A 24,591-nucleotide genomic window follows, 5' to 3' on the forward strand; every position below is an offset into this window, starting at 1 on the left:
CGTCTTGGGTCGGAGGCTGGCGCGATGAGCTCCCGGATGGCGCGGCTCGGTCTGAGCACATACCGTCTGGCGGGAACCGTGGCCTCTCCGGTCGTCGGCCTCTATCTGACCTACCGCACGGCCAAGGGTAAGGAAGACCGGGCGCGCCGCCTGGAGCGCTTCGGCTATCCAAGCGCCAACCGGCCGCAAGGCCCGCTCGTCTGGTTCCATGCCGCAAGTGTCGGCGAAACCAATGCCGTGATTCCGCTGATCCGCGAAATTCGCCGCCGCGACATCCATGTCATCCTGACCACCGGTACCATCACCTCCGCAAGGCTCGCCGCCGAGCGTCTCGGCCAGGAAGCGATCCATCAATATGTGCCGCTGGATCTGAAACCATCCGTCAGCCGCTTCCTCGATTATTGGCAGCCAGATTGCGCCATCATCGCCGAATCCGAGATCTGGCCGGCGACCGTGCTGGAGCTCGGCCGTCGCCGCATCCCGCAGATCCTGGTCAATGCCCGCATGTCGGACCGCTCCTTTGCCCGCTGGCGCCGCCGCCAGTCGATTGCGGAGGCCTTGTTCGAGAACCTCGCCCTCGTCATCGCCCAATCCGATGTCGATGCCGAGCGGTTCCGCGATCTCGGTGCCGTTCCCGTCATCACCTCGGGCAATCTGAAGGTCGATACCGACGCGCCGCCTTATGACAGCGCTGTCTTCGCCCGCTATAAGAAGCAGATCGGCGATCGCAAAACATGGGCGGCGATCTCCACTTTTGACGGCGAGGAGAATGCCGCCGGCATCGTCCATCGCGTCCTGAAGGAGCGCGATCGTCAACTGACGATCATTGTGCCCCGCCATCCCGAGCGCAGCGACGAGATCGAGGCGGCGCTCGTCAAGCAGGGGCTGAAAGTTGCCCGCCGCACTCGCGACGATGTCCTCTCCGCCGATGTCGATATCTTTCTCGGCGATACGATAGGCGAAATGGGGCTCTATCTCCGTCTGACCGAAATCGCTTTCGTCGGCCGCTCGCTCTTTGCCGAGGGTGGTCAGAACCCGCTGGAGCCTGCCATGCTCGGCTGCGCCATCCTCTCCGGCGGCAATGTGCAGAATTTCCGCGAGGCCTATCAGAAGCTCGCCCGCAGCGGCAGCGCGCGCATGGTGCGCGATACCGAAATGCTGGCCAAGGGCGTGCATTACCTGCTGACCAACGATGAAGCCCGCCGTAACATGATCGAGGCCGGCGTCGCCACCGTGCACGAAATGCGCGGCGCACTGTCGGCGACGGTGAAGGGGCTCGAACCCTATATCAATCCGCTGACGGTCAAGGCGCGTTTGTTGCCCAAGGCCGCGGCCCAGGTCTGAGGAGACACGATGTCGGGTCCGGCGCATATCAAAGGCATCCTCTTCGACAAGGACGGCACGCTGCTCGACTATGATGAGAGCTGGCTGCCGGTCAATCGCGAGCTTGCCCGCATCGCCGCTGAGGGCGACCCGCTTCTGGCCGACCGGCTGCTGTCCGCCTGCGGCATGGATCCGGTGAGCGGCCATATCGTTCCCGACAGCCTGCTGGCCGCCGGCAATACAAGGCAGATCGCCGAGGGGCTCGTCGCCGCCGGATCGATGGTCGATGTCGGGGAATTGACGATCCGTCTCGACGACCTCTTTTCTGGCGCCGCTGAATTTTCTGTGCCGGTGACCGACCTCGCCGGCTTTTTCGCAAGGCTGCATCGGCGCGGTTTCAAGCTCGGTGTTGCCTCCAGCGACAATGAGCGCTCCATCCGCCAGACGGCGGAGCGCTTTGGTTTCGCCCGCTATGTCGATTATGTCGCCGGCTACGACAGCGGCTTCGGCGTCAAGCCGGAGCCGGGCATGGTGCTCGGCTTCTGCGCTGCGACCGGTCTTTTGCCTGAAGAGGTCGCAATGGTCGGCGACAACAATCACGATCTGCATATGGGCCTGAATGCCGGTACGGGACTGAGGATCGCCGTGTTGACGGGAACCGGCTCGCGCGCTTCACTTGCTGCGGCGGCCGATCATGTGCTCGACGATATCACCGCCCTTGAGACGCTGCTGCCCGATCTGCAGCCGGCCTGATCGGTAAAGGCTTGCATTTTCATCGATTTTAACCTCTCAATCCAGCCGGGAAAACGAAATTCTCTAGCCGGGCGGGAGCGGGACGGCAAAATGATTTCAGAAGCGCCGCCGTTCTGGTGGAGGAAAGCCGATTGGCGGGCCTGGCTGCTGGCGCCGCTGTCCTTTCTTTACGGCCGCATTGCCGGCCATCGCATGGCCCATGCGCGCCGCGCCTCGGTTTCCGTTCCCGTCATCTGTGTCGGCAATTTCACCGTCGGCGGCGCCGGCAAGACGCCGACGGCGCTGACGCTCGCCCGCGCCGCCAAGGCGAAAGGCCTGAAGCCCGGCTTTCTCAGCAGAGGTTACGGCGGCTCGCTCGACGTGACGACGGTGGTCGATCCCCTTCATCACCGGGCGGTCGCCGTCGGCGATGAACCGCTTTTACTCGCCCAGGAGGCGCTGACGGTAATTTCCCGCCGGCGCCTCGACGGTGCTCGGCGTCTGGTCGCGGAAGGCGCCGATCTCATCATCATGGATGATGGGTTTCAGAGCGCCCGGCTGGCGATCGACTATGCGCTGCTCGTCATCGACGCGACGCGCGGCCTTGGCAATGGCCATATCGTGCCGGCCGGCCCGGTCCGCGCGCCGATCCGCCAGCAGCTGCGTTCGGCGACGGCGCTGCTGAAGGTCGGCGGCGGCAATGCTGCCGACGGGATCGTCCGCATGGCGGCACGCGCGGCAAAGCCCTATTTCACCGCCTCGCTCAAGGTGCGCGGCGACGACCGGCTTTCCGGCATCAAGGTGCTCGCCTTCGCCGGTATTGCCGACCCCGCCAAATTTTTCCGCACCGTCGAATCGCGCGGTGCCGAAATCGCGGTCGCCAAGACCTTCGGCGACCACGAGCACCTGACCGAGGAGGAGATCGACGACATCCTGACGACTGCCGAGCGCCAGGATCTCCTGATCGTCACCACGTCAAAGGATTTCGTGCGCCTGTCCGGTCATCACGGAAAAGCGGAGCAACTGGCGCAGAAGGCGCGGGTGATCGAGGTCGACATAGTCTTCGAGGATCATCTTGCCCCGGGTCTGATCATCGATAGGGCAATCATTGCCTGCCGTGATCGGCGCCTCAAGGAACTGAAGACGAGTTAACGCCGCTGGTTCGGCAGCATGCCGGCGCGTTTGTCGGCTTCGATCGCCGAGATCACGTCGGCATAGGGCTCCTGGCGGGCGACGCTCCAGTAGCGCAGCTCGTCGAGCGGAATGTTTTTTCCGGTCATCGCGCAGACGACATAGGAGCCGGGCGAGAGAATCTGGAAATCGCCGTCGAGATAGCGGATCTTCGCCTCGCGGTTTCCGTGCCCTTCGAACAAATTCATGCGCTCCGTTCCCTGCAGTCTGTCATCCGTCTGCCATACTCCCGCAAAGGCGGCTTTGCCAGCTTTTTTAGCTTCTGCCGAAAAGCCGCTCGATATCGCTGAGCTTCAGCTCGATATAGGTCGGCCGGCCGTGATTGCACTGGCCGGAACCGGGCGTCACTTCCATTTCCCTCAGCAGGGCGTTCATTTCCTCCGGCCGCAGCCGCCGGCCGGAGCGAACCGATCCATGGCAGGCCATGGTCGCCGCCACATATTCGAGCTTGGCCGACAGGCCCGACGCCGTATCCCATTCGGCGATCTCATCGGCAAGCTGGCGGATCAGGCCATGAGCGTCGACCTCGCCGAGCATGGCCGGTGTTTCGCGCACGGCGATCGCCCCGGGACCGAAGCGCTCGATCGCCAGACCGAGTTCGGCAAACTCGGCCGCATGCAGCATCAGCCGGTCGCAATCCTCTTCCGGAATGTCGACGATCTCGGGGATGAGCAGCACCTGCGAGGCCAACCGCTTCGAATGCAGTGCCTTGCGCATCGCCTCGAACACCAGCCGCTCATGCGCCGCGTGCTGGTCGACGATGACGAGCCCGTCCTCGGTCTGGGCGACGATATAGTTGGCGTGGATCTGCGCCCGTGCCGCGCCGAGCGGATAACGCCCAACGGTTTCCGGGGCGACCGGCCTAGGGGAGGCCAGGCCGGGAGACACGGGGTCGGGAGAAAATTGCGGCTCAGCCCGTGCGGTCGGCGTCGATAGGCCGTCGAAGGATGCCTGCGGCCGTTCGGAAAAAGCCGGTGCCGGCTGGTAGGGGCGGGAAGGGGAGGTCTCTGCCGACCATGGCGCCTGTGGCCGCTGCCCATAGGGCTGGAAACCCGGGCGGAAGGCGCGCAGCATATCGCTCGCGCCGGTCGTTGCCGCCCGGCTGCCGTCTCGCGCGAGCGCCTCGCGAATGGCGCCGACGATCAGGCCGCGCACCAGGCCTGGGTCGCGGAAGCGCACGTCGGATTTGGCCGGATGCACGTTGACGTCGACGAGGGCCGGATCGAGAGCGATCGACAGCACCGCCACCGGATAGCGCCCGGACGGGATCGTCTCGGCATAGGCGCCGCGGATCGCCGAGAGGATCAGCTTGTCCTGCACCGGTCGGCCGTTGACGAAGGCATATTGATGGGCGGAGTTGCCGCGATTGAAGGTCGGCACGCCGGCAAAGCCGGTCAACGAAATCTCCTCGCGCACGGCGTCGAGCGCAATGGCGTTGTCGCTGAAGTCCTTGCCGAGCACCTGCGCCATGCGCGCCAGATGATCGTCGCCCGTTGCCGGAAATTCCAGCGTCGCGCGGTCCGAGCCGGACAGCACGAAGCGCACGGCGGGAAAGGCGATCGCCATACGTTTGACGATCTCGGTAATGGCGCCGGCTTCGGCCTTCTCCGTCTTCAGGAATTTGAGCCGCGCCGGCGTGGCGAAGAACAGGTCGCGGACTTCGACGATCGTGCCGGGATTGGCGCCAGCCGGCCTCAGATGCAGGACCTTGCCGCCGGCAACGGCGATCTCGTGACCGCCGGCGCTGTCGCGCTTGCGGCTTGCGATGCTGAGCCTCGCCACGGACCCGATCGAAGGCAGCGCCTCGCCACGGAAGCCGAGCGTTCTAATATCCTCAAGCGTCTCGGAGATCTTCGAGGTGCAGTGGCGCCTGATTGCCAGCTCCAGATCGGCGGCGTCCATGCCGGAGCCGTTGTCGCTGACCCGCAGCAGCGCCTTGCCGCCGCCTGCCGTGGCGATCTCGATGCGCGTCGCCCCCGCATCAAGCGCGTTTTCGATCAATTCCTTGGCAGCGCTCGCCGGCCGTTCGATGACTTCGCCGGCGGCGATCTGGTTGATGAGCGTTTCGGAAAGCTGTCTGATGGCCATGGGCTATTTTCGGGGATTCGCGGCTTGGAGGGAAGGGCTTTCCGACCGCTTGGCGAAACTGTGATCCGCGGCTCCCCGAATTCGGGGATCGGTAGTGTTAAGCCGGTTTTAACAGAAAAATGGCATTTCTAATCACACACCTCCGGAAGCCGCGAAATCGAACAGATGTGGGACGAAATGGAATGAGTGCCGGCTTCGAAAAGGCGGACACATCATCAGACACCGACGGGACGCTCGCCGGGGCCGATCTGCAGACGGCGCTCTTCGATGCGGTGTGCGACAGCCTTTCGGCAGCTTTCATCATCTACGACAAGAACGATCATCTGATCTTCACAAGCCGCCAGATTCTCGAATTCTTTCCCTTGCCGGCCGAGATGCTGAAGCCGGGCATCCGGCTGCGCGATTTTCTGGGCGCGATCTACGATACCGGCGTTCGCCAGCAATATGATATCAGGCAGAGCGGCCCGCTCAGCCGCGAGGACTGGCTGTCGCAGAAAATCGCCTCGCATTGGCGTGAGCGCTTCGAATCCGTTGAGCGCCATGGCGCCGACAGCTGGGTCCGCTTCGTCAAGCGCAGGCTGCCGGGCGGTTACGGCGTCACCGTCGTCTCCGACATCTCCGAGGACAAGAAGCGCGAGGAACAGTGGCGCTCGGACATGGAGCGGGTGCAGCTCACCGAAGACATTCTCGATAACCTGCCGTTCCCGCTTTTCGTCAAGGATCGAAACCTCACCTATGTCGCGGTGAACCTCGCCTTTTGTGAGAAATATCAGAGGAGCGCTGATGAGGTGCTCGGGCGCAAGAGCGGCGATCTCTTCTCACCCGAGATCGCCAAGCGCTTCGAAGAAAGCGATCGTCACGTGCTGGAAACCGGCGAGATGTCGATCTCCCGCCAGCGGCAGATCTCCCGCGACGGCATCGAGCGCGACATTGTCAGCCGCAAGCATCGCATCGGCAAGCCCGGCCGCTATTTCCTGGTGTCGACCATGCAGGACCTGCCGCGCGACGGCGCCGATCTCGAGGAGTTCGACCGTGCCTCGGCGATCACCGCCTCCGCCAACCAGAGTTATCGCCGCGCCTATGTGCCGGTGCCGAGCGCTGTGGAGCGCCGCGAGCCGGCGGCAATGGAGGCGATCGTTCCGGAGAATTTCTCCGGCCGCAAGATTCTCGTCGTCACCGCCGACCTCGCCGCCGAGACCGCCGCTCTGCGGACGCTGACGAAATATGGTTTCGAATCCTGCTCGGTGCGCGGCGAGGATGAAGAGGAGCGGTTTCTGGAAATCGCCACCTCCTCCGGCATTTCGCTCGATCTCTTGATCATCGACAACCAGATGGGCATGCGCTGCCTCGAGCTTGCCGACCAATACGGCATTCCGGCGCTCGTCATGGACGGCTTCCAGATTGCCAACGAACTCACCTTCCAGATCGCCCGCCATTTCAATCGCAACAGCCGCAACAATGGCGCCGGCTCAGATACGGATTGGGAAATCAGCATTTCCGACGAAACGCTCGGCCTGCAGGTTCTCGTCGCCGAAGACAATGATATCAACCAGATCGTATTTTCGCAAATCCTCGAAGGCCTCGGTTATCGCCACCTGATTGCTGCGACGGGCGACGAGGTCGTACGTCTTTGGGCCGAACATAGGCCGCAGCTGGTGCTGATGGATATTTCCCTGCCGGGCTTCAACGGCTTCGAGGCCGCGCGGTTGATCCGGCAGATGGAGGAAGCGGGTGCCGCCGCCCGCACGCCGATCATCGGCGTGCTCACCCAGGCATTCGAGCGCGATCGGGCCGAATGCGTCAAATCCGGCATGGATGACGTCATCATGAAACCGGTCAGTCCTGATATGCTTGAGACGATTTTTCAGAAATACCTGTTGGAAGAGGGCGCGCGGGTTCGAACGCGCGCATGATGTTTCAAAATATGGCCGTCCTGTCGCGACGGCGTCGTTTTCTTGCAAGAGCGCCAACTCCCAAGACTTTGGGGCAGGGCGGGCTGCGAAGGCGGCTGATTTACTAGCGAATTGTTAAGAAATGCCGGTCATTCTTTGCCCGGCTGCGGAGGAAAGCTCGGGTTTGATGATGAAATCGGCGGAAACGGCTTCCTTGACCGTGAGTCACAATGAGCTTCAGGCGATGGCCTATACCGACCCTCTGACCGGGTTGGGAAACCGCAATCGCATGCGCGACAAGGTGCTGCAGATCTCCGCCGAGCGCGCCAGCGATCCCGCTCCCTTCACCATCGGCATCGCCAATCTCGACAGCTTCAAGCCGATCAACGATCTCTTTGGCTCCTCGGCCGGCGATGAGATCCTTTGCCAGGTCGCCCATCGGCTCAGGGCCTGCATTCCGGACGGGGCGCTGGTCACCCGTCACGATGGGGACGAATTCGCCTTCGTGCTGCCGTTGATCTTCGAGCGGGCGAGTGCTGAGAAATTCGGCCAGATGATCCGCGAGGTGCTGTCGGCGCCCTATGACCTCGGCGACCGCAATGTCCGTCTGTCTGCCTCCTTCGGCTTCGCCATCTATCCCTTTGCCGGAGAGGACTGCGAAGAACTGTTGAAGAGCGCCGAAACCGCCCTCTATCGTTCCAAGCGCCGCGGCCGCGGCCAGATCACCGTTTACTCGCGTGAGATCGCCCAGGAGATGAAGCGCGCCACACAGCTGGAGCAGGCGCTCAGAAACGCCATCATTTCCGACGCGATCGACGTTCATTTCCAGCCGATCGTTTCGCTCGCCAACAATCAGGTTGTCGGTTTCGAAGCGCTCGCCCGTTGGAACGATCCCGATCTCGGTTTCGTGTCCCCCGGCGTCTTCGTGCCGCTCGCCGAAGAGCGCGGTTTCATCGACGCCCTGTCGGAGGCCCTGCTTCGCAAGGCCGCCGAAGCAGCCTTGTCATGGCCGCGTGAACTCTTCCTGTCCTTCAATCTCTCTTCGGCTCAGCTGATGGATCCCGGCACGAGCGGCAGCATCCTGTCGATTCTCGGCCGGGTTGGTTTCGATCCGCACCGCCTGGAACTAGAGATCACCGAGACGGCGGTGATGGGGTCGGCCGATACCGCCCACCGCATCATCGCCGATCTGCGCGCCGCCGGCGTTCGCATCTCGCTCGACGATTTCGGCACCGGCCAGTCGAGCCTCGGGCGTCTGCGTGACTTCATCTTCGACAAGATCAAGATCGACCGCGCCTTCGTCTCGCGCATCAATTCCGACCGCGCCTCCGAACACATCATCAAGGCGATCCTTTCCCTGTGCGAAGGCTTGGAGCTGGAAGTCGTGGCCGAAGGCATCGAGGATTATGCAGAGGCGGTGAAGCTGCGCACGCTCGGCTGCGGCATGGGCCAGGGCTACCATTTCGGCCGCCCGGCCGATGGCATCGCCACGCTGCGCTTCCTGCACGAGAACTATTACGATATGGCGCCCGCCGAGCGCGTCAGCGCATAAGCAATCCCAGCAAAAGTGCGCGTCCGGGTTTGCGCAAAAAAAACCAATCCCAGCAAAAGTGCGCGGCGGTTTTGCGGGGTGAATTGCGTGAAAGTGCGGTCAGAAAAAGCAATGGCGCCCCTAGGAGCGCCATCGCCTACGCTATACTACCGCGCGCGGTTTACTTAGGCGTGGTCGAGCCGGTTGCCGTCGTGTCGGTACCGGTTGCGGCCGGGGCCTTCTCTGCAGCCTGCATTGCCAGCGTCTTGAACTCGGGCGCAGCCTTCAGCGATTCAGACGTTTCACTGGTCGTCAGCTTGAGGCTGCCGTCCTGGGTGTTCTGGGCAATGGTGATCTTTTCCATCGGGACAGCGACGTTCTTTTCGCCGATGCCGAGGAAGCCGCCGACGCCGACGATCGCAGCAACGATGCCGCCATCCTTCTTCATGATCAGGTCGTTGATGCTACCGATGCTTTCATTGTTGGCGTTGTAGACCGACTGACCGATATAGGTGTTGGCGCTGACCTGATCCGGAGCCTGTTCCGTCAGATAGGTACCTTGGGCTACATCCGTGCTCGGTTTTGTAACCGGAGCCTGTGCAGCGTCCCCTGCGGGCTTGGTGACATCAGGGGTGACCGGCTTGGGTGCAGCCGGATCGGCCGGCGCTGCCTGATTGGGAGCGGCGGGATCGGCAGGCTGCGGCGCCGTCTGCGAGAATGCCGCCGGTGCGAAAGCCGTGGCAAACAGCGCGCCAGCGGCAACGGTCGTCAAAAGTTTGCGTGTCATTTCGAACCTACTTTCATTTCCCTAGAGTGATCGCTGACTCGGCAATGCATCATCCTTGCCGCGCCGGTTCGAAGGGAAAATGAGTGGTGCGCCGATTGGTTCCGGTTGAAAACACGGAAAATTTCTCGATTATCACGGAACTTTTATTGGCGAACGGCCCCAAACGGAAAAAGGCGCCCCGCTCGGGAGCGCCTTGAATGGCGGCTGGCCGACGCCGCGGTCAGAGCACATAGACGGGATCGAACACGCCCTTGACTTCGATACCGAGTTCCAGAAGCGCGCCGGCGCTTGGCTGCGCCGAACGGGCGTCCTCGTCAAGCCCTTCCCAGGCCGTCGTTACCGCCAGCCGGTCGGCATTGGCGCCGATGAAGGCCGGGCAGGAGGGCTGGACGGCGGGAACCTTGTAGCGCGAGATGCGCAGGCCGTCGGGATTGTAGCGATCGACGACGCCGGCGCCCCAGCGGGCATTCCAGATATAGCCGTCGGCATCGACCACCGAGCCGTCGATACCGCCGGGCTCGTTCATGCTGTCGACGAGCACGATCGGCTCGCCCGAGGGCAGGCCGGTCTGCGGATCGACCATGACACGCATCAGCCGATTGATGCGGGAATCCGTGTAGTAGCCGACCGTGCCATCCGGGGAAAAGCAGATCGAATTCGGAATGCTGATGCCGCTGAAGATCTTTGTCACCTTGCCGCCGGCGACATGATAGATGGCGCCGGCCTGGTTCTCCGCCCGCTTGCTCATCGTGCCGATCCAGAGCGCCCCCGACGGATGGGTGCGGCCGTCGTTCGAGCGGTTCTCCGGTCTGTCGTTTTCGAGCGCCGCGTAGAAGGTGAGGTTGCCGCTGGCCAAGTCGCGCACGAAAAGCCCTTCTTCGGTCGCGATGAGCTGCCGTCCGGCGTCGATGCGGGCCAGCACGCTTGCCATGACCGGCAGCGAATGGACCTTTTTGGCGCGTGTCGAAAGGTTGAGCTCGTGCAGCTCCTTGCCGAGGATGTTGAACCACCAGACGGTATCGCTGTCCGGATCATAGGTCGGACCTTCGCCGAGAACGGAATTGGTGTTGCAAAGGGTCTTGCCTTCGAACTCATAAATCTCGGTCATCCGTTCACGCTCCCATGGCTGCATCATAGGCGTAAATGGTCGCCTTGGCGCGCTCGGCAACCTCTGCCGCGGTCATTCCGGGCTTGTAGAGGCTGGTGCCGAGGCCGAAGGCAAAGATCCCGGCCTTGGTGTAATCGGCGAAATTCTTGTCCGACACGCCGCCGACGGCGGCAATCGTCAGTTCCGGCGGCAGGATCGCCCGGATCGCCGTGATGCCCGAAGGACCAAGAACGCTCGCCGGGAAGAATTTGAGACCGGTGGCGCCGGCGCGCGCTGCCGCCAAGGCCTCGGTCGGCGTGAAGACGCCCGGCATCGTCACCATACCATATTCGCGCGCCCGGATGATCACTTCCGGCTCGACATTCGGGGTCACCAGCAGCTTGCCGCCGGCCGCATTCAGGTTGTCGACAGCCTCGACCGTCAGCACCGTGCCGGCGCCGATCAGCACCTCGGCCGGCGCCATCTTCGCGGCAATCTCGATGGATTTGAACGGCTCCGGCGAATTGAGCGGGATCTCGATCGCCGTTAGGCCGTTTTCGATCAAGGCGCCGACGACGCTCTCGGTCTCGTCCGGCCGGATACCGCGCAGGATGGCAATCAGCGGACGCTTCATGTCGGGGAAGGGGATACGGTTCATGGTGTCAGCTTTCTCAATTCGGCCAAATGGCTTCGGCGGCTGCCGATAGCCCGCCGCGCACGGCCGCATCGGCGTCGATGGCGGTAAAGGCAAGGGAGAGGGTGTTGAAGGCCTGTTCGTAGAGCGCCTGCAGGCGTCCGGAGGCGACGAGGGTGATGCCAGTGCCGTTGGCGGCATCCTGCAGCGCGCCGGCAATTTCGAGGCCGATCAGCGTGCCGGAAAGCCGCGCCTGCGCGGCCGCGGCGGAGATCCCGTGCAGCAACAGGCCCGAACGGGCGGTAAACAGCAGATTGGAGGCAAGTGCGGGATGCGCAAAGGCCGCCGATACGGCCGCCTCGAAGGCAGCCGCATCCGCCGGCTGTTGTTCGGCACCTGACACGGCATGCGACAGGATCGTGTTTTTGCTGATCGCGTCGAAAAGTTCGCCGGTCATGAAGGTCGAAAAGCCGGTGACCTTGCCGTCCCCGACATGCACCCATTTCGAATGCGTACCGGGCATGCAGACCGCCTGCGCCGCGGAATTCGCGCGGCCGAGCGCGCCGAGAAGCTGGGTTTCCTCGCCGCGCATGACATCGGGCCTCGCCACGTCCCGCTGGGCAAGGCCCGGCAGGATACGGATGTCACGGCTTTCCCCCGGCACGCGGACCGCCGCGGTGAGGATCGAGGCGAGCGGCGCGGGCACGTCGATATAGCCGGCTTCGACCCAGCCCTGCCTTGCGCCGGCCATGCCGCAGACGATCACAGGCAGGCCTTCCGGCGCTTCGACGGCGGTGAGATGGCCCGACAGCACGGTGGAAAAGCCGATCTTTGCCGCGCTCGTCATGCCTTCGCCGCTGCGGCGTTCGGCAAGGATGCTGCCGTCCCGGTCGATCAGCCAGAGCCGGAAACTGCTGGTGCCCCAGTCCACCGCGACATAAGCGGGATTAGCCATTACAGAATGCCTCCATCGACGATCAGGGACTGGGCGGTCATCGCCGCCGCGCAGTCGGATGCAAGAAACAGGCAGGGACCGACGATCGCATCGGCCTTGAGCGCTACTTTCAGGCATTGCTGCTCGACAGAGCGTGCGATGCTTTCCTCGGTGAGCCACAGCTGCCTCTGCCGTTCGGTGACGACCATGCCCGGCAGGATGCAGTTGACCCGGATATTCTCCGGCCCGAGCCTGCCGGCCATGCTCTTCGTCAGTCCGACGATCGCCGCCTTCGCTGCCGCATAGGCGGGAAATCCGCCCATGTTCAGCTTGAAGGCGATCGACGACATATTGACGATCGCGCCGCCGCCGGCCGACCGCATAGACGGCGCCGCCGCCTGCGAGGTGAAGAACACGTGCCGCAAATTGACCGCCTGATTGTTGTCCCAATAGGCCTCGGTCACCGCGTCGAATTCGTGGCGGTCATCCCAGGCGGCATTGTTGACAAGCACGCGGATCGGCCCGGACGTCGCAACGACGGCATCGACCGTACGCCGGATCGCCTCGATGTCGCGCAGATCGGCATGGTAGAAGAGCACCGGATGCGCCGTTTCCCGCGACAGTCTTTCGGCGAGTTCCCTGCCGGCCGTCTCGGCAATGTCGATGAAGGAGACCTTGGCGCCCTGGCGTGCGAAACCTTCGACGATCGCCGCGCCGATGCCGGATCCGCCGCCGGTCACGAGCACGGCGCGATCCTTGAACTCGGGAAATTGTGCTGCCACTGCGCTCACCGTCTCCTCCGACGCCAGCTGTTCCATTATTTGGAACTTAATTTGACTATGTGGAATTATCAGGCTATGCTGGCCCTTCTGTCAAGGGCGCACGCTTGCAAGTGAGGACCGATTTAATGGCACATAGACAATGACTTCAAGCGACGGCATGGCCCAGACACGCGAGACCGGCACTCTCGGCAAATTAATGGTTCTCCTCGATCTCGTCACTCATGCGGATACGCCATTGCGCTTCACCGATATCCTGGCGCGCGCCGGCCAGCCGCGCGGCACGCTGCATCGCCAGCTCAGCCACCTGGTGGAGGAGGGGCTGCTCGAGCTCGATGGCGACGGCCGTTATGCGCCGGGCCTGCGCCTGCTCGATTTTGCCGCACGCAGCTGGGCGCGCAACGAATTCCGCCAGGTTGCCGAACCGCACCTGAGCGAGCTCCAGCAGGCGACCGGCGAGACGGTGCATCTCGGCGTTCTCCGGGGACAGTCGATCATTTATCTCGACAAGGTTGAAGGCCGTCAGCCGGTGCGCATGTATTCGCAGATCGGCAACGCTTCGCCCTGCTACTGCACCGGCGTCGGCAAGGCCGCTCTTTCGCTGCTTCCGCCGGAAACTCTTGTCGATCTCCTCGCCGGCCTGAGCTTCACCAGCTTTACCGCCTCGACACATGCTTCGGCCGAGACGCTTGCCGCCGAAATCCGCGAGATTGCCGAACAGGGCTATGCTTTCGACCGCGAGGAGCACGAGGCGGGCATCCGCTGCGTCGCCGCACCCGTCTGGTCGGAGGATCGAACCTTCATCGGCGGCATTTCGGTCACCGGCCCGGCCTATCGGCTGTCGATGGAACTTCTGCGTCAGTGGGCCGTTCCAGTGCAGCTGGCGGCTGCAAGGATTATGGAGGGCATGCGCGTCCGCCTCGGCCCGCGCCGCTGACGGTCATCGTTACGCCCTTTGCTTGGACCTGCTCGCTAAGCATGCTTATGATAAGCGCGATATTGAGATTTACGGGCGAATCACGCGAAGTGGAATGGCCCGCGAAATCAACCAGGCATCGGCCGACGGCTGTCTACTGAGACCGGTTCACGTCATGCAATTCACGCTCGTCACGCCTCGATGCAACCGAACCGGCCGCGGCGCCGAAGATGAAAACTGTGATGGTACCCTTGTCGCAAACATCCACGGAAGAAGACGATTACATCAACGAAATCGCCGGCCTGAAGACGCAGTTCGATATTTTCCGTTTCTTGAAACGCGTCACGGAAGCCTATCGCAGCCGCGCCTTCATGGTTCTCAACCTGCCGCCGACCACCTCTCTCGACCTTCAGGGCAGCACCGTCATCACCAGTTGGCCGGCCGAGCTTCTGGCGCTCTACGACCAGGAAGCGCTGATGGTGAACAGCCCGGTTCTGAGACGGCTGAGAACATCGACGCGGCCTTTCTTTTACGACATGACGCGCGAGACCTGGTCGCGCGACGACGGCAAGTCCGTTCTGGTCACGGGGTTGTTCGAGCGTTTCAGGATGATGCGCGGGGCCTATTTCCCAACACATGAGGCCTCCGGCCTGCGCGGCGCCGTCTCCTTCGCCGGCGACCGCGAACCGTTCAGCGCCGCCGAGATGCGCGAGCTCTGCTATATCGCCATCCATGTCTTCGACAGGCTTGCCGAAATCAGAAACCTCGATACGCGCATGACCGACTCGCTGACCGACCGCGAGATCGACTGCCTCAATTGGACGGCCGCCGGCAAGACCAGCGCCGAGATCGCGGAAATCCTGGCGCTGTCCGAGCATACGGTCAATCATTACCTCAACCGCGCCACCAAGAAGCTCGATACGGTCAATCGCACTCAGGCGGTCGCCAAGGCGCTGCGGATCGGCCTGATCAAATAAGTCGCAAAAATTGCGGCGCTCTGTGGCCGGCCGCTCAGTGCTTAGGCAGGCCCTGGATGTTCCCCGGCGCCTCTGCGCGCTTTTCCCGATTTTTTCATCTGGCACGCTTTCTGCATCCCCTTTGCCAGAGGTCCAGAGGGGACTTTGATGACCAGCGCCAGGAAATGGCGCGGCCGACACACCGCTGCCCGACGCCGAAGCCGCTTCTCTCCCGGTCTTCGGCGTCGGTGGCGGTTGTTGCCTTTTGGCACCGCTTCTTTCGCAGCTGTTTACGAATTCCTCTTCCCGGTCACTTTTCCCTGGCCTTTTTTTCGGCTTGCGCTAGTTCGCCCCGCATTGCGCCGGTTCTCGGGGAGAGAGACCGTTGCGGCCATCAGGGCGAAATGCCCGGCGGACTTGATGGCCGCAACGGATTCGCTGAATTCCCGCCGGGTTTTTCGAGGCCGGCAGATTGATTTTCCTCCCGATGATTTTGTTTGGCGAAGGCGTGCGGCTCCACTATCTCTACCGCATGATTTCATGCCTTGGTCGGAATCGGCCAAGGCTAAAAATCATGTGTGCGTCTTGAAAGACGCGCGGCGCCGAAGTCTGCGAGAAGAAGCAATGAGGGTGGAATGACCGACGTGACGAAGGAACAGGTTCTTGAAACGCTGAAGACCGTGCGCGGACCGGATCTCGAACACGACATCGTCGCGCTCGGCATGGTCTCCGATGTCTTCATCTCCGATGGCAAGGTCTATTTCTCCATCACCGTTCCGGCCGAGCGCGCCAAGGAGCTGGAGCCGATGCGGCTCGCCGCCGAGCGCGTCATCAAGGAGATGCCGGGTGTCAAGGGTGCGCTCGTGACACTGACGGCGGACAAGAAGGCCGCCGCCGCCGCGCCCGCTGCCCGCCCGGCCTCGAATCCGCCCCACGGTCACGCCGGTCATGATCATGGGCATCACGCGCATGCGCCGCAGCAACAGCCGCCCCGCGCCGGCAAGATCGGTGTCCCCGGTATCGGCGCCATCATTGCCGTCGCCTCCGGCAAGGGCGGGGTCGGCAAGTCCACCACCGCCGTCAACCTGGCGCTCGGCCTGCTCGCTAATGGTCTCAGGGTCGGCATTCTCGATGCTGATATTTACGGCCCCTCGATGCCGCGGCTCTTGAAGATCGCCGGCCGTCCGACGCAGATCGATGGCCGCATCATCAATCCGATGGAGAATTACGGCCTTAAGGTCATGTCGATGGGTTTCCTCGTTGACGAGGAGACGGCGATGATCTGGCGCGGGCCGATGGTTCAGTCTGCTTTGATGCAGATGCTGCGCGAAGTCGCATGGGGCGAGCTCGACGTCCTCGTCGTCGACATGCCACCCGGCACCGGCGATGCGCAATTGACGATGGCCCAGCAGGTGCCGCTTGCCGGCGCCGTCATCGTTTCCACGCCGCAGGATCTCGCCCTGATCGATGCCCGCAAGGGCCTCAACATGTTCCGCAAGGTCGAGGTGCCGGTGCTCGGCATCGTCGAAAACATGAGCTATTTCATCGCGCCCGACACCGGCACCCGCTACGACATCTTCGGCCACGGCGGCGCCCGCAAGGAGGCGGAGCGCATTGGCGTGCCTTTCCTCGGCGAAGTGCCGCTGACGATGAACATCCGCGAAACGTCCGACGCCGGCACGCCGCTCGTCGCCTCCGATCCGAACGGCGTCGTCGCTGGCATCTATCGCGGCATCGCCGCCAAGGTCTGGGAGCAGCTCGCCGGCCAGTCCCAGCGCCCGGCGCCGGCGATCGTTTTTGAATGACGTCCGTTATGGGCAGGACTTCCGGGCCAGGGCGCGTATGACGGCAAAGCGCTGAGCCGCCGAATCACCGTTGCGATCACCCCGAATTGTGCGGGAAATGTGGTGAAAAGCCGCGCTTCACGGAAGATGTCTTGATTATTTCACGGCTTTGCTTCATATGCCGCGGCGCCATGATGGCATTGCTGCAGATGCTCAATAACGGCCGTCTTCGTTTCGAGGGTCCGGCCCGCCTGCAAGGTCGAAGGATGGGTACTGCGATGCGGTGGAGCACAATGGGCATGCTGGCTTTCGAGGCCGGATGCAGCCGGAGTTTTATGAACTTTCTTGAACCGCTTCCGTTTGGACATGGGACGAGCCGCCCTCGCATTGCCGCGAATGGCGGCCGCATGGAAAGGCTTTCGATGATGGCGATGACCACGAAGTGTCGTGAGCATCGGAGATGCTGCCGGTGATCACCGCTTACAGTTCCAGTTGTAAGTCGGTCGAGATCCGCGATCTCGCGCAGCCGGCATCCTTTCCCCAGGATGTAGTCTGGATCGACATGGTCGAGCCGACCCGCGAAGAGGAGCTTTATGTCGAGAAGGTTCTCGGCATCGAGGTTCCGACCCGCGACGACCTCAAGGATATCGAGCCTTCCGCCCGCCTCTATGTCGAAAACGACGCCGTCTTCATGACCGCCTCGCTCGTCTGGAAAGCCGATACCGACGCGCCGACCCTGACCGATGTCGCTTTCATCCTGGCCGGACACCGTCTGGTCACCATCCGTTATGCCCACCCGAAATCCTTCGCGCTGTTCATCGCCGCCCTTCACCGGCTGCCGGAAAACTGGCGCAGCGGCGCGGCCCTTCTCGCCAAGCTGCTCGAGACGATCGTCGACCGGACCGCGGAAATCCTCGAAATCTCCGTTTCGCGCATCGACATCCTGTCGACGCATGTCTTCGGCGACCGGGCGAAAAAGGTGCGCAAGCCGTCGAACTACCTTGAGGAAAAGCTGCGCGATATTGCCGGTCATCACCGCATGATCAGCAAGCTGCGCGACAGTCTCGGTTCGCTGTCCCGGCTGCTGACCTTCTTTCACACGATCCCGGCGATCCAGCAGGACCGCGAGGCGAAGGAGCTCTGCCGCACCGTCTCGCGCGATATCCAGTCGCTGTCGGAACACGCGTCCTTCATCGCCGCCAACATCACCTTCCTGCTCGACGCCTCGCTCGGTCTGATCAACATCGAGCAGAACTCGATCATCAAGATTTTCTCGATCGCCTCGGTCGTGTTCCTGCCGCCGACATTGGTCGCCTCCGTCTATGGTATGAATTTTCAGGTCATGCCGGAACTGGCCTGGACGGCGGGTTATCCCTATTCGCTGGCTTTGATGGTAATATCAGCCGTCATCCCCTTTTTCTTTTTTCGCTGGAAAGGCTGGCTCTGAGGAGCTTGTTGAAATTTGATGTCCGACGAGAGCCATCCGCACGAACGCCACATGACGCCGCGCAAGCTGTTCTATCTCGCGCTCGGTTCCGTGGGTGTCGTCTACGGCGATATCGGCACGAGCCCGCTCTACGCTTTTCGCGAGGCGCTGAAGCCCGTCGCCCATGACGGCGTCACCCGTTTCGAGGTTATCAGTCTGATTTCGCTGATGATCTGGGCACTGACCATCATCGTCACCATCAAATACGTTCTCTTCCTGTTGCGCGCTGACAATGACGGGGAGGGCGGCACGCTGTCGCTGCTCGCCCTTCTGATGAAGACCGCCAACGGCCATACCGCACTGCTGATGCTGCTCGGACTGATGGGCGCTGCCCTGTTCCTCGGCGATGCGATGATCACGCCAGCGCTTTCGGTGCTGTCGGCCGTCGAGGGTCTGAAGCTCGTCACGCCCAGCCTGGCGGAATATATCGTGCCGATCTCGGTGGTGATCCTGGCGCTGCTCTTCGTCGTGCAATCGCGCGGCACCGGCGCCGTCGCCAAGTTCTTCGGACCGATCACTGCCGTCTGGTTCCTCGTCATGGCCGCCGCCGGCATCTCCCATATCTCGGACGATTTCGGCATCCTCGCCGCCTTCAATCCCTATTATGCCGTCAGTTTCCTGCTGCATGAGGGTTTTTACGGTGTCGTCGTTCTCGGCGCGGTCTTCCTGACGGTGACGGGAGCCGAGGCGCTTTATGCCGATCTCGGCCATTTCGGCCGCCGCCCGATTCAGTGGGCTTGGTTCCTGCTGGTCTTCCCGGCGCTGACGCTGAACTATCTCGGGCAGGGCGCACTCGTGCTCGGCAAGCCGGAGACGATGTCCGATCCCTTCTATCTGATGTATCCGCAATGGGCGCTGCTGCCGGTCGTCATCCTGGCGACCGCGGCGACGATCATCGCCAGCCAGGCCGTCATAACGGGCGCCTTTTCGCTGGTGCGCCAGGGCATCAACCTCGGCTTCCTGCCGCGCATGGAAATCCTCTTCACCTCGGAAACCAACACGGGGCAGATCTTCTTGCCGTCGGTCAACGCCGTGTTGTTTTTCGGCGTCATCTTCCTGGTGCTGAGCTTCAAGACTTCGGACGCCTTGGCGACCGCCTACGGCATCTCCGTCACCGGCGCCATGGTCGTCACCTCGATCATGGCTTTCGAATTCGTCCGCGCCCGCTGGAACTGGTCGCTGCCGGTCGCGGTCATCGCGCTCGCGCCGCTCGTCGTCCTCGAAATGATCTTCCTCGGCGCCAACCTTCTGAAGATCCACGATGGCGGCTATATCCCGATCCTGATCGCCACCGCCTTTACCGTCGTCATGTGGACCTGGCGCCGCGGCACCGCGATCCTGATGGAGAAGACCCGGCACACCGATATTCCGCTCGCCTCCTTCGTCAGTTCCATTGAGCGCAAGAGCGAGCATTCGCCGGCGCAGGTTCCGGGCACGGCGATCTTCCTGACCAGCGATCCGGAATCGGCCCCCGCCGCCCTGCTGCACAATCTCAAGCACAACCACGTGCTTCACGATCGCAACGTCATCCTGACGATCCGCACGGTCAACAAGCCGCGAGTGCCGAGCCACGACCGCTACAAGGTCGAGCCGATTTCCGAACGCTTCTCGCGCGTCGAGCTGCTCTTCGGCTTCATGGAATCGCAGAACGTCTCGCAGGCGCTGGCAACGCTGCGCAAGACCGGACTGAAGTTCGACATCATGTCGACCTCCTTCTATCTCGGCCGCCGCAAGCTGGTGCCGGATGCCAAGTCGGGCATGCCCTACTGGCAGGACCGGCTCTACATTGCGCTGGCCAACGCCGCCGCCAACCCCTCGGACTACTTCCGCCTGCCGGCAAACCGCGTGGTGGAACTGGGATCGCATGTGATCATTTGAGGGGGGATAAAGACCCCGCCCCAAACCCCTCCTCACAAGGGGGAGGGGCTTAACCTGCCGCACCGTTTCGTAAATATCTCGGCGTTTCGGGCGTAAGTGCGACGGTGCCTCTCCAAGCCCCTCCCCCTTGTGGGGAGGAGTTGGGGAGGGGACTTTGTAAGGGATGCGTCCCGTCAAACCAGCTACATTAGAACATACAAATCGCCACAGCCACATTCCGGCACACCTCGTTAACCGGACGTCAAGGTTAATGAGAGATTTTCGATGGCATGTTCCCGCGTTCCATGCCCGGAGTTCGTGTTGCGTCGAAAGAGCCCTTCCCGTAGCAAGCTGCGTCTTCTCCCCGAGAACTGGGTGTCGCCCGCCATCTTCGGGCTTGCCGGCTGGCTGATCTTCCCGAGCGTTGCCTCCCACGCCGATCTCGCCACCATGCTTGCTGGTCTCGACCGTGAGGGGGAGAGCTGGCGCATGGTGCTGACCAATTCGCCGGCCGGCTCCATCCATCAGGCCGAGCTCGCCTTCGCCGATCCGGCAGCGACCGGCTCGATCGCCTCAGGCGCTGGCATGGTGCTGCCCGACGGCCGCAAGGTGGCTTTTACGGCCAAGGAAAAGGGGCACGAGGACACGCCGGACGAGGACCGTGTCATTCGCGGCACGAAGAAAGGCCGCGTCGTCGCGGTCGAGAAGATGAAGCCGCCGAAGGATTTTTCCGCCGGATCGATTCTCGAGCGCACCAAAATGCTCTTCACCCCGAATTTCGATCTCAAGGACCGGTCGGCTTTCGTCAAGCCGAAGATCCAGGGCAGGGAAATCGAGATCGCCACCTCTTTTTATAAGAAACAGCCGGTGATGCCGGAGGTCGGCGTGCCGGCGATCCTCGCAACCCTCGTCACCAGCAACAAGGCCGACGTGCTTGCCACCGCCTATGCGCCGGCAGCACCGGATTATGCCCGCCAGTCCCCCTTCGATTCGATCCTGACCGAACCGGACAGCGGCCGCTTCGTGCCCCAGATCGGTCCGGGCGACCACGCCTGGGCTGCAAGCGTGCTGCCGCCGAGCGTCTTTTCCGCCCGCGAGCAGCAATGCCTTGCCTCTGGCATCTATTTCGAGGCGCGTGGGGAATCGGTGAAGGGCCAGGCGGCCGTCGCCCAGGTCATCCTCAACCGCGTTCGCAACCCCGCCTATCCCAAGAGCATCTGCGGCGTCGTCTACCAGAACGAGGATTGGCGCAACCGCTGCCAGTTTTCCTTCGCCTGTGACAGCATCAAGGACCGGGTGAATTCGCAATATCACTGGCGGGTGGCCCGTGACGTGGCCATGGCGGTGACATCAGGCAAGATCTGGCTGCCGCAGGTGGGGTCGGCAACGCACTACCATGCCGTTTATGTCCGCCCGAAATGGGCAAAGACCATGGAAAAGGTCGGGCGCATCGGTCTCCACGTCTTCTACCGCACCTATGGCGGCGGCTGGAGCTGAGAGAAAGCGCTGGCCGGGCCTATTTTCCGCCCCTAAAAGCGGATTCTTTCCGTCGAATTTGCCCGCTCGGCTGGAAATCGACTTATCTCATTGATTTCACGAATTTATTTTCTGGCTGGACAGAAGCTGTCTACGCCTTGACTATACCAATCCCTAAAACTATGTTGCGCGCGACTTCAGAACGGGCCGGAAGGGTCTCAACCTTCGCGTCCGGGGTCCGAATAACCGGGGTATCGGGAGTGCGGGCGACGGGCAGGCGAGGAGAGACCCATGGCGGACGACCGCGAGGAAAGTCTTGAGAAGCGCCGTGCGCAGCTGGAAGCGGAACTCGCGACCAAGCGCGCTGAGGCGGGAGTGGAACATGCAAGCGAGGCCCAAGCCGAGGTAAGCCGCAGAGGTTATGCCCAGGCGATGAAGCTTTCCAGCGAGTTCATTGCCGCAATCCTCGTCGGTGCTTTCCTTGGCTGGTTCCTGGACTATTCTGTTGGCACGGCGCCTTGGGGGTTGATTGTTCTTCTGCTTCTCGGATTCTGTGCCGGCGTTCTGAACGTGCTGCGTTCCGCGGGGGTGGTTGCCCATCCGCTGGACGACAAGGATGACAAAAAATAAGGGCCGGTCCCGGTCCAGTGCAATGACCCCGCGTCCTGCGGGCCAAAGAGAGAGAACAAGCGGTGTCTAACGATCCGACTCATCAGTTCCTGATCCAGAAGATTGTGCCGATCGAAATCGGCGGAATTGATTTTTCGTTCACCAACGCATCGCTCTTCATGGCCGCTTCGGCTGCCGTTGCCGCAGGCTTCCTTTATTTCTCGACCTCGAACCGCGCCATCGTGCCCGGCCGCTCGCAGTCGGTCGCGGAAATGTCCTATGAATTCATCGCCAACATGCTGAAGGAAGGCGCGGGCAAGCAGGGGCTGAAGTTCTTCCCGCTGGTCTTCTCGCTCTTCATGTTCGTGCTGACGGCGAACCTGCTCGGCATGTTCCCCTATTTTTTCACGATCACCAGCCAGATTATCGTCACTTTCGCGCTGGCGATCCTCGTCATCAGCACGGTTCTGATCTATGGCTTCTATAAGCACGGTTTCCACTTCCTGAATGTTTTCGTGCCCTCGGGCGTGCCGGGCATATTGCTGCCTCTGGTCGTTGCGATCGAAATCATTTCCTTCCTGTCCCGTCCGATTTCGCTCTCCGTTCGTCTTTTCGCCAACATGCTCGCCGGTCACATCACGCTGAAGGTGTTCGCAGGCTTCGTCGCCTCGCTTGGAGCCCTCGGTGCCGTCGGTGTCGGCGGAGCCGTTCTTCCCCTCATCATGACCGTCGCCCTGACCGGTCTCGAGTTCCTCGTCGCCTTCCTCCAGGCTTACGTCTTTGCGGTGCTGACTTGCATGTACCTCAATGACGCGATCCATCCGGGCGGGCACTAAGGATAACGACAACGACGTCTCCAGGGCGTCAGTCATTCGCCGCAACAACCATTTCAAAGGAGTTCAACATGGAAGCGGAAGCAGCAAAGTTCATCGGTGCAGGCCTGGCTTGCTTTGGTATGGCCGGTACGGCTCTCGGCCTCGGCAATATCTTCGGCAGCTACCTCTCCGGCGCTCTGCGCAATCCGTCTGCCGCTGACAGCCAGTTCGGCCGTCTGGTATTCGGCTTCGCCGTTACGGAAGCTCTGGGCATCTTCTCGCTGCTCGTCGCTCTCCTCCTCCTCTTCGCTGTCTGATATCGGCGGATAGATGGATCACGGCCTGCGACCGCAAGCCGTGATCCTTTGCATTTGCAGTCCACCTGGAGGTGAGCATGTTTTTTGTGACCCCGGCTTACGCTGAAGAAGCACCGGCGGCAGCGACCGGCACGGATGCGCATGCCGCTCCGGCCGCAGGCGAGGTCCATACGGAGACCGGCGTTGCCGAAGGCGAACACGCCCGCGGCCCGTTCCCGCCTTTCGATTCGACGACCTACGCGTCCCAACTGCTCTGGCTGGTGATTACGTTTGGCGTCTTCTACCTCCTTATGCAAAAGGTCATCGCGCCGCGCATCGGGGCGATTCTCGACCAGCGGCACAAGCGCATCTCCCAGGACCTGGAAGAAGCAGGCCGCTTGAAGGCGGAAGCCGACGCGGCCGTCCAGACCTATGAAGGCGAACTGGCCGCTGCCCGCGCCAAATCCCACGCGATCGGCTCCGCCGCCCGCGACGCCGCCAAGGTCAAGGCCGAAGAGGATCGCCGCACCGTTGAGGCCAGCCTGTCGGAAAAGATCAAGGCTGCCGAAGCCCGGATCGCCGACATCAAGGCCAAGGCTTTCGCCGACGTCGGCACCATTGCCGAGGAAACGGCGGCCGCGGTCGTCGAACAACTGATCGGCAGCACCGCTGCGCAGGCAGACGTCGCCGCTGCCGTCGCGGCCGCCAAGAAGGAGGTTTGATCGATGGAATTTCATTTCGACGCGACTTTCTTCGCATTTGTCGGTCTCATCCTCTTCCTGGCACTGGTCGTCTACCTCAAGGTTCCCGGGATGATGGCACGCTCGCTCGACGATCGCGCCGACCAGATCCGCAACGAACTGGCTGAGGCCAAGCGCCTGCGCGAGGAAGCCCAGCATCTGCTCGCCGAATACCAGCGCAAGCGCAAGGAAGCGGAAGCGGAAGCCGCCCATATCGTTGCCGCTGCCGAGCGCGAAGCCGAGATGCTGACCGCCGAGGCGAAGAAGAAGACGGAAGAATTCGTCGCCAACCGCACGGCGCTCTCCGAGCAGAAGATCAAGCAGGCCGAGGCCGATGCGATGAAGGCGGTGCGTTCCGCCGCAGTCGACCTGGCCATCGCGGCCGCCGAAACGGTGCTCGCCAAGAAGGCCGACGGCAAGGTCCAGTCCGAGCTCTTCGGCAACGCCGTCGGCCAGGTCAAGACAAGGCTCAACTGAGCGGTAGCGTATAGAATGAGGAAAAGGCCGGGCATGTCCCGGCCTTTTCTGTTGTTGAATACTCGATCTCGGGTCGCGGGCATACTGCTCCCTCTCGGTTCCCTCTTCTCCCCTCGGGGGTCCGAAGGACGGGTCGAGACCCGTGGCTCGACCCAGGTCGGCGCCCGTAGGGCGGATGAGGGGGCCGGGGAAGCCGGTCTT

At 62.4% G+C, this 24,591-nt stretch carries 23 protein-coding genes; 16 read left to right on the forward strand and 7 right to left on the reverse strand.

What is annotated here, in order from left to right:
- Positions 1-24 precede the first annotated feature (24 nt).
- From waaA to lpxK, 3 genes are all read left to right on the forward strand, one after another.
- Complete coding sequence (waaA, locus tag RHE_RS04250) at positions 25-1,344, forward strand: lipid IV(A) 3-deoxy-D-manno-octulosonic acid transferase (RefSeq protein WP_011424193.1); 1,320 nt, start codon at positions 25-27, stop codon at positions 1,342-1,344.
- A 9-nt stretch (positions 1,345-1,353) separates the two neighbouring features.
- Entirely contained in the window at positions 1,354-2,076 is a 723-nt protein-coding gene (locus RHE_RS04255) for an HAD family hydrolase (RefSeq protein ID WP_011424194.1), read from the forward strand.
- Positions 2,077-2,166: 90 nt separating this feature from the next.
- Entirely contained in the window at positions 2,167-3,207 is a 1,041-nt protein-coding gene (gene lpxK / locus RHE_RS04260) for a tetraacyldisaccharide 4'-kinase (protein ID WP_011424195.1), read from the forward strand.
- Here the strand turns inward: lpxK and RHE_RS04265 are convergent.
- Entirely contained in the window at positions 3,204-3,434 is a 231-nt protein-coding gene (locus RHE_RS04265; RefSeq protein WP_011424196.1) for a DUF2093 domain-containing protein, read from the reverse strand. The two genes, lpxK and RHE_RS04265, sit on opposite strands and share 4 nt — an antisense overlap.
- A gap of 67 nt (positions 3,435-3,501) precedes the next feature.
- Positions 3,502-5,334: a DNA mismatch repair endonuclease MutL gene (gene mutL / locus RHE_RS04270; protein ID WP_011424197.1), complete on the reverse strand. Its 1,833-nt coding sequence runs from the start codon at positions 5,332-5,334 to the stop codon at positions 3,502-3,504.
- A gap of 182 nt (positions 5,335-5,516) precedes the next feature.
- Here mutL and RHE_RS04275 point away from each other — a divergent pair, with 182 nt between their 5' ends.
- Entirely contained in the window at positions 5,517-7,247 is a 1,731-nt protein-coding gene (locus RHE_RS04275; RefSeq protein WP_011424198.1) for a response regulator, read from the forward strand.
- Positions 7,248-7,413: 166 nt separating this feature from the next.
- On the forward strand, positions 7,414-8,778 hold the full coding sequence (locus RHE_RS04280; RefSeq protein WP_020920527.1) for a putative bifunctional diguanylate cyclase/phosphodiesterase: 1,365 nt from the start codon (positions 7,414-7,416) through the stop codon (positions 8,776-8,778).
- Positions 8,779-8,938: 160 nt separating this feature from the next.
- Here RHE_RS04280 and RHE_RS04285 read toward each other — a convergent pair whose 3' ends face one another.
- From RHE_RS04285 to RHE_RS04305, 5 genes are all read right to left on the reverse strand, one after another.
- Positions 8,939-9,544 (reverse strand): PRC-barrel domain-containing protein, encoded by a 606-nt coding sequence (locus RHE_RS04285; RefSeq protein WP_011424200.1) that lies wholly within the window; start codon positions 9,542-9,544, stop codon positions 8,939-8,941.
- A 220-nt stretch (positions 9,545-9,764) separates the two neighbouring features.
- Positions 9,765-10,652 carry an SMP-30/gluconolactonase/LRE family protein gene (locus RHE_RS04290; RefSeq protein ID WP_011424201.1) on the reverse strand — a complete coding sequence of 296 codons (888 nt, stop codon included), beginning with the start codon at positions 10,650-10,652 and terminating at the stop codon, positions 9,765-9,767.
- 4 nt (positions 10,653-10,656) lie between these two features.
- A complete protein-coding gene (locus RHE_RS04295) occupies positions 10,657-11,289 on the reverse strand; it encodes a 2-dehydro-3-deoxy-6-phosphogalactonate aldolase (RefSeq protein WP_011424202.1) in 633 nt (210 codons plus the stop codon).
- A gap of 13 nt (positions 11,290-11,302) precedes the next feature.
- Positions 11,303-12,220 (reverse strand): 2-dehydro-3-deoxygalactonokinase, encoded by a 918-nt coding sequence (locus tag RHE_RS04300; protein WP_011424203.1) that lies wholly within the window; start codon positions 12,218-12,220, stop codon positions 11,303-11,305.
- Positions 12,220-13,017: an SDR family NAD(P)-dependent oxidoreductase gene (locus tag RHE_RS04305; protein WP_187331716.1), complete on the reverse strand. Its 798-nt coding sequence runs from the start codon at positions 13,015-13,017 to the stop codon at positions 12,220-12,222. Before RHE_RS04305 ends, RHE_RS04300 begins: the two co-directional genes overlap by 1 nt.
- A 103-nt stretch (positions 13,018-13,120) precedes the next feature.
- Between RHE_RS04305 and RHE_RS04310 the strand changes: the two genes are divergently transcribed.
- From RHE_RS04310 to RHE_RS04365, 11 genes are all read left to right on the forward strand, one after another.
- Entirely contained in the window at positions 13,121-13,915 is a 795-nt protein-coding gene (locus RHE_RS04310) for an IclR family transcriptional regulator (RefSeq protein ID WP_011424205.1), read from the forward strand.
- 221 nt (positions 13,916-14,136) lie between these two features.
- Positions 14,137-14,871: a LuxR family transcriptional regulator gene (locus RHE_RS04315; protein WP_042117980.1), complete on the forward strand. Its 735-nt coding sequence runs from the start codon at positions 14,137-14,139 to the stop codon at positions 14,869-14,871.
- Between the two features lie 614 nt (positions 14,872-15,485).
- Complete coding sequence (locus tag RHE_RS04320) at positions 15,486-16,655, forward strand: Mrp/NBP35 family ATP-binding protein (RefSeq protein WP_011424208.1); 1,170 nt, start codon at positions 15,486-15,488, stop codon at positions 16,653-16,655.
- A 448-nt stretch (positions 16,656-17,103) separates the two neighbouring features.
- Positions 17,104-18,081 carry a magnesium transporter CorA family protein gene (locus RHE_RS04330; RefSeq protein WP_041678828.1) on the forward strand — a complete coding sequence of 326 codons (978 nt, stop codon included), beginning with the start codon at positions 17,104-17,106 and terminating at the stop codon, positions 18,079-18,081.
- 18 nt (positions 18,082-18,099) lie between these two features.
- Positions 18,100-19,998: a potassium transporter Kup gene (locus RHE_RS04335; protein ID WP_011424210.1), complete on the forward strand. Its 1,899-nt coding sequence runs from the start codon at positions 18,100-18,102 to the stop codon at positions 19,996-19,998.
- 264 nt (positions 19,999-20,262) lie between these two features.
- Positions 20,263-21,474, forward strand: coding sequence for a cell wall hydrolase (locus tag RHE_RS04340; protein ID WP_042117984.1), 1,212 nt, complete (start codon positions 20,263-20,265; stop codon positions 21,472-21,474).
- A gap of 270 nt (positions 21,475-21,744) precedes the next feature.
- A complete protein-coding gene (locus RHE_RS04345; RefSeq protein ID WP_011424212.1) occupies positions 21,745-22,083 on the forward strand; it encodes an AtpZ/AtpI family protein in 339 nt (112 codons plus the stop codon).
- Positions 22,084-22,145: 62 nt separating this feature from the next.
- Complete coding sequence (locus RHE_RS04350; RefSeq protein WP_011424213.1) at positions 22,146-22,898, forward strand: F0F1 ATP synthase subunit A; 753 nt, start codon at positions 22,146-22,148, stop codon at positions 22,896-22,898.
- A 68-nt stretch (positions 22,899-22,966) separates the two neighbouring features.
- A complete protein-coding gene (locus RHE_RS04355) occupies positions 22,967-23,194 on the forward strand; it encodes a F0F1 ATP synthase subunit C (RefSeq protein ID WP_003588243.1) in 228 nt (75 codons plus the stop codon).
- Positions 23,195-23,271: 77 nt separating this feature from the next.
- Positions 23,272-23,895, forward strand: coding sequence for a F0F1 ATP synthase subunit B (locus tag RHE_RS04360; RefSeq protein ID WP_011424214.1), 624 nt, complete (start codon positions 23,272-23,274; stop codon positions 23,893-23,895).
- Positions 23,896-23,898: 3 nt separating this feature from the next.
- The gene (locus RHE_RS04365; protein ID WP_011424215.1) at positions 23,899-24,390 is read left to right on the forward strand and encodes a F0F1 ATP synthase subunit B; all 492 of its coding nucleotides are present in this window, start codon (positions 23,899-23,901) and stop codon (positions 24,388-24,390) included.
- The last annotated feature ends 201 nt before the right edge of the window (positions 24,391-24,591 follow it).

The sequence above is a fragment of the Rhizobium etli CFN 42 genome (genome assembly GCF_000092045.1).
GTDB classification, from domain to species: domain Bacteria; phylum Pseudomonadota; class Alphaproteobacteria; order Rhizobiales; family Rhizobiaceae; genus Rhizobium; species Rhizobium etli.